This window comes from Vicinamibacteria bacterium (genome assembly GCA_035620555.1).
Lineage (GTDB): Bacteria > Acidobacteriota > Vicinamibacteria > Marinacidobacterales > SMYC01 > DASPGQ01.
The window spans coordinates 1-5726 of the sequence record DASPGQ010000137.1; the positions used below are offsets into that span (position 1 = coordinate 1).

The 5726-nt window shown below is 63.2% G+C and carries 4 protein-coding genes; 3 read left to right on the forward strand and 1 reads right to left on the reverse strand.

What is annotated here, in order from left to right; translation table 11 throughout:
* Positions 1 to 183 precede the first annotated feature (183 nt).
* Positions 184 to 1698, forward strand: a complete 1515-nt coding sequence (locus VEK15_05530; GenBank protein ID HXV60134.1) for a M20/M25/M40 family metallo-hydrolase — start codon at positions 184 to 186, stop codon at positions 1696 to 1698.
* A 130-nt stretch (positions 1699 to 1828) separates the two neighbouring features.
* On the opposite strand, the gene VEK15_05535 is transcribed toward VEK15_05530, so the two are convergent.
* Positions 1829 to 3856: a N,N-dimethylformamidase beta subunit family domain-containing protein gene (locus tag VEK15_05535; GenBank protein ID HXV60135.1), complete on the reverse strand. Its 2028-nt coding sequence runs from the start codon at positions 3854 to 3856 to the stop codon at positions 1829 to 1831.
* Positions 3857 to 3978: 122 nt separating this feature from the next.
* Here VEK15_05535 and VEK15_05540 point away from each other — a divergent pair, with 122 nt between their 5' ends.
* Complete coding sequence (locus VEK15_05540) at positions 3979 to 5448, forward strand: sodium:solute symporter family protein (protein ID HXV60136.1); 1470 nt, start codon at positions 3979 to 3981, stop codon at positions 5446 to 5448.
* Between the two features lie 33 nt (positions 5449 to 5481).
* Positions 5482 to 5726, forward strand: a 245-nt coding sequence (locus VEK15_05545) for a hypothetical protein (protein HXV60137.1), incomplete at its 3' end; no start/stop codon positions are given.

The window sequence follows — 5726 nt, forward strand, 5'->3', positions numbered from 1 at the left end:
ATGATTCGCCGCGGCGGGGTGCGCTGGACGATCAAGGCAGGAGTGGTCTACGACAACGATGGATTGATCGACGATGTGGTCAAAATGGTCGCGGAAGCGAAGAAGAATTGGACGAGCCCGGTCGAAGCCCTCTTCAAGTAGTCAATCATCGATGAGATGGCCGGAGCTGGTCGGAGAGGTGTGATGCGAGGAGTCCACCTGATTCTGTTGGCTGGCCTTTTGGGCGCTGCCACGAGTTACTCCCAGGAGCTGCGTCATCGCCTGGAGAGTTACGTCGAGCAGAATCAGAGGGACATCGTCACCGAGCTCAGGCAGGCGCTCTCGATCCCCGATGTGGCCTCCGACGAAGAGAATATCCGGAAGAAGGCTGCTTTCTTACAGGAGCGCTTTCGCGCACGGGGTTTCGACGCGGAGCTCCTCGAAACGGATGGGAACCCTCTCGTCTGGGCGGAGCTCCGGGCTTCCGGTGCCACGGAGCGCACCCTCCTGCTCTACTGTCACTACGACGGCCAGCCGGTGGACCCCACGCGCTGGGAGCAGCCGGATCCGTTCGTACCCGTGCTGAGAGACGGCAAGCTCGAGGACGGCGGCTCGATCATCGATTTCGACGCGAGGACCGAGCTCGACGACGACTGGCGCATCTACGGCCGATCCTCCTCCGACGACACCGGCCCTATCATCGCGCTTCTCGCCGCGGTCGACGCGCTGAAGGCCGCCGGTATCGAGCCGAGCGCCAAGGTTCGCGTCATCCTCGATGGGGAGGAGGAAGCGGGCTCGCCCAACCTCGCTCCTGCGATCGGTCGGTTTCGCGACAAGCTCGAAGCCGACTTGATGCTGGTTCTCGACGGCCCGCTCCATCAGAGCGGGAAGCCCACCGTCGTCTACGGCGCGCGGGGCATCCTCACTCTTGAGCTCACGGTCTACGGACCGAGGGTCCCCCTTCACAGCGGTCACTATGGAAACTGGGCGCCCAATCCGGCGATGCGCCTCGCGCGGCTCCTGGCTTCGATGAAGGACGACGGGGGACGTGTCCTGATCGAAGGCTTCTACGAGGGGATCGAGATTGGCCCCGACGAACGCACGGTGCTCGATTCCGTCCCCGACGATCTCGAGGAGCTGAAGCGTTTCCTCGGCTTCTCCGAGGCCGAAGAGGTCGGCGACACCTTGCAGGAGGCCATCCAGTATCCCTCGCTGAACGTCCGAGGACTCCTGAGCGCGTGGGTCGGCTCCGAGGCCCGCACCATCGTTCCCGATCAGGCGATCGCCGCGGTCGACGTGCGTCTCGTGAAAGAGACGGACGCGGACGCGATGTACGAGAAAATCCGAAGGCACATCGAGGCGCAGGGATACCACATCGTGGCCGAAGACCCGGACGACGCGACCCGCGCGGCCCGCGGGCGTATCGTTCGCGTTCGCCGCAGTGCTGGCTCCAACGCCTACCGCACCGAGCTCGACAATCCCGAGGCGGTTCGCATGGTCGAGGCGATCACCGAGATGTGGGGTGAGCCCCCGGTCCGCAAACGGACGAGCGGCGGAACGGTTCCCATCGCTCAGTTCATCAACGAGCTCGGCTTTCCCGCGTTGAACGTTCCCACGGTCAATTTCGACAACAACCAGCACAGCCCCAACGAGAACCTCCGTCTGGGGCATTTCTTCGACAGCATTGTCACCATCGCCGCGATCCTCACGGCTTACTGATAACAGACGCGAGCGCCCATGGTCGCGGCGAGCTGGGACTAACCTTCAGAGTGGTTGTTCAACCCGGAGGAACTTACGCTCGAGACCCTCAGGCACAGAACGGGCCGTGTCCCGTCGTAGGCTGGCCGTCTCATGGGCGATCGGCTTCGACACGAACCTGGACGCCGGGACCCGGTGACTCGAGGTTGCCGCTGTCGTCCACCGCTCGGCTCCGGAGGATCGCTGGCGCCGCTGCAGTCGAAGCTTCCCACTCGTAGGTCCAATCGTCCCATCCGCTTGCGGGATGCCATCTCTGTCCCCCGTCGACGGAGACCTCGATCCCGGCAACGACCCCGCCGCCCTCATCCGATGCCCGGCCACGGATCCGGTGTCGCCCCTCCGAAAGAACCGTACCGGGTTCGGGCCAAACAATGGTCGACATCGGCGGCGTCTCGTCGGTGGACGGGGTTGCGAGTACCAAACCTGGTTGGAGCGTAGAGGGCTGCACGCCCATATCGGCGAACAGGTTGACCGTGGCCTGCTGCACCCGGGTGTCGGGAGCCCTCAGATCCACTCCCACACGGACGCTGCGATTGGACTTGCCGAAACGACCGGAGCTTCCCGCCCCGATGCGCGCCGGAAGTCCCGTCTCGTTGTCATGATGGGCGTCTAGACCCCAAGACCACTGAAGAGTGCCGGCGCCGAAGACGAGCGCACCGCTCTCGTGTCGGTAGAGAGTCAAGTGGTGCGTGGCGGTTCCCGAGCGATAGACGGAACCATGGTCGTGGATGTAGTGAACGTTGTCCACCGTCGTCTCCGAGAGATGCATGAGTCCCGGAGGACGAAATCCGTTGTCCAGATCCTCGTCCCACTCGTGACCGAGATTGGCGCCATCGAGCCGCGCGGTCTCGCCCGGCCGGAGTCTCGCGATGTCGGTGCTGCGCCAAAAGCGCAGACGTGAGTAGGCGGCGGGGACGAGAATCGGATCGTACCGCCAGGCGTTCACGGTGAAGATCTGACCAATCAAGGCATTCTCCGGTTGCGCTCCTTCGGGATTGAAAGGACGGGAATCCCGCCAGGTCCCGGTCCAGACATCGGGAAGCGGATCGATCTTCCGCCCGTCATGGGTCTCCTTGTAGCAAACCAGCGTGCGATGAGGTGTTCCGCTGCCGTCGATGCTCGGCTCCCAGCGGATTTTCCAGAAGATCTCGTTTCCGCTGAAGAATCCGAGGTGGACTCCGGCGTCGCGCGCGGCTTCCACGTTCGCGCGCTGCCGGCCGGACCAGTATTCGTCATGGCCCACCGATAGGAACAATTTGTGCTGGACGAGCTTCTCACCTCGACGTTCGGTATCGACGCCGGTTGCGTAGGTCACGTCGTAGCCATTGGCCTCGAGCCAGCGCACCATGGGGTACTCGGCATTGAAGACGAGATTGACGGCGCGATACTCGCGATTGGCAAAGGGGCGGTTGTAGCTGACCTTGTAAGCCCGCTCCGCCGGCGCAGCGGGATCGAAGGTGCCGTAGGTGCTCGTTCCGCCGTATCGGTTGTAGGCTTGCCAGGTCGTATCCGACGTCTGGAAGAGCACATCGGAGCGGGACGCGTCGTCTCTCACGATGAAATAGATATGACTCGCCCGGGGCTCGTCGAGCTCGTTCGCGAGACGGCCGAAACCGAGCGCTCCGTACGCGTGGGGCCACGCTTCGGCTTCTTCTTCCATCGCTGCGGGGTCCTCTCGCACGAGCCGGGCGAAGTAGATCCCGGATACTGCGTCACCGGGGACGCGCCACGACGCCGAGATCTGCCAGTTGCCGCAATCGAAGAGCCGCGTGTCGGCATCGGTCAAACAATCGGGCTGTTGCTGCGGGAGCGACACGGATGGTGCGATCGTGGCTACTCGTCGAGCACCCATACCGCCGTAGTAGCCCATGCGGTAGATGTCGATGCGGTAGTCCGTAGCGTCGGTCTGGATCTTGAAGTGGATCGTCTCGCCACGCTGAATGCTGATGTCGGTGGCGAAACCCTGGATGCTCGGGTCGCCGGAGGTGTCGATGTCCCATTCGGTCGAGGGACTCCCGGGCATGCAGTTCTCGGCCACGATGGCGTTAGTCGGACGCGCGCAGGGATCTTGCGCTCCAAGAAGGGTCACGAGGCTGAAAATGAGTAATGAAAGATTCATATGAGAGGGGAGATTCTAGCTCCGGGCGTGGTGCGATTCGAATCCAAAGTCGCCCTCTCTCGGGTTGAGTTTGACGCCCTTCAACTGTGTACCTAATATGCCGACTTTCCGCGGAGGCGCCGTTGAGCGATCACATGCTGATTTGGGGGGGAGCCGGCCTGTACATGTCGGCCATGATCGCGGTGGGCTTTTGGGCGCAGAGGCGCATTCACGAGTCTTCCGACTTCATCGTCGCGGGGCGCCGGCTGCCCCTGTGGCTCGCCACGGCGACCCTTTCCGCCACCTGGTTCGGAGGCGCGACGGTCCTCGGCGCGGGTGGCACCGCCTACGAGCAAGGTTTCTACGGCGTGATCCCGGATCCGTTCGGGGCCGGCCTTTGCCTGTTGATCGCCGGTCTCGTCGTCGTCCGGACCGTCCGCCGGATGAAGCTTCTCACGGTCTCCGATTTCTTCCGGCTACGGTACGGGCGGCAGTGCGATCTGGTGTCGAGCGTGGCTCTGATCCTCACCTACGCCGGCTGGACCGCCACCCAGATCGTCGTGATCGGCAAGGTGCTCTACTCGCTCGCGGACCTCGATCCCACTCTCGGAATGGTCATCGGCGCGATCGTCGTGATCACCTACACTTACGTCGGCGGGATGTGGGCGGTCACCGTTACCGATTTCCTGCAGATCCTCATTCTCATCCTGGGCCTTCTGGTCATGCTGCCTCTCGTGATCGCCGCCTGCGGCGGGATCTCGGCCTATCTCGAGGCCGTGCCCGATGGTTCTTTCAACCTCCTCCCTCCCGTCGATTCGGACGGACTCGAGTGGCTGAACTGGTTCAGAGCCTGGATCGTGATCGGGCTCGGCAACCTGGCGGGACAGGATCTGCTGCAGCGCTCGTTCGCGAGCCGCGACGAGCGGGTGGCGCAGAATAGCGCCTACCTCTCGGGAGTCTTCTATCTCACCTTCGGAATCATTCCCCTCATCGTGGGACTCGCGGCCACGATCCTGCTACCGGAGCTGGCTATCGAAGATCCCGAGCTGGTGATCCCGATCATGGCGCGACAGTTTCTGCCGGTACCGCTGATGGCGCTCTTCCTGGGAGCGCTGATGTCGGCGGTCATGAGCAGCGCGGATAGCGCGCTGCTGGTGCCTTCGAGCCTCATTGGCCAGAACTTGCTGCGTTACTTCCGCCCCGGCGTCACCCAAGAGAGCGTGCTGACATGGAGCCAGCGCTCGGTACCGGTGGTGGGTTTCCTCGCGCTCGGGATCGCGCTAGCGCTTCCGAGAGCTTATGAGCTTCTCGTGGAGTCGTTTGCCTTTCTCCTGGTGGTTTTGTTCGTGCCTTTCATGGCGGGACTGTGGTGGAAGCGAGCGAACACGCCGGGTGCGCTTTCGGCCATGGGCGTTGGCTTCGTCACGTATTTCATATGTAAGGTTGCCACCGGTCAAGATGCCGGAGACGTGGCGGCGGTGATCCTCGCCGCCGTGGCGCTGGTCACGGTCAGCCTGTGGACGGCTCGGAGTCACCCGCCGCGTCCCCTCACCGACATCGATGGAAACCCGATCGATCTCGAAGGCCGCCTCGGTCTCCACGCCGCCCCCTGAGGAGTGAAAGAGGAAACCTGATATCCTCGCCTCGTGGAAGAAAACCCGACCCTCCGCGACAAGCTGCGAGCTCGAGGCGAGAGCGATCTCGCCAAGCTCATCCTGAGCGACCCCTACATCTCGGGGCTGATCGACCGCCATCGGCGCACGAAGGTCGAACAGACGCGTCGCCTCCTTCTGGGGACATCCGTACGATTGACTCCTTCGATGACCCCGGCAGTCCACGACGTCGCCGAGCACTGCCGCGCTACGCTCGAGATCGACAAACCGCTCGAAAT

Coding starts and splice junctions, on each gene's coding strand:
- VEK15_05530 (HXV60134.1), top strand. CDS start 184: ATGCGAGGAGTCCACCTGATTCTGTTGGCTGGCCTTTTGGGCGCTGCC.
- VEK15_05535 (HXV60135.1), bottom strand. CDS start 3,856: ATGAATCTTTCATTACTCATTTTCAGCCTCGTGACCCTTCTTGGAGCG.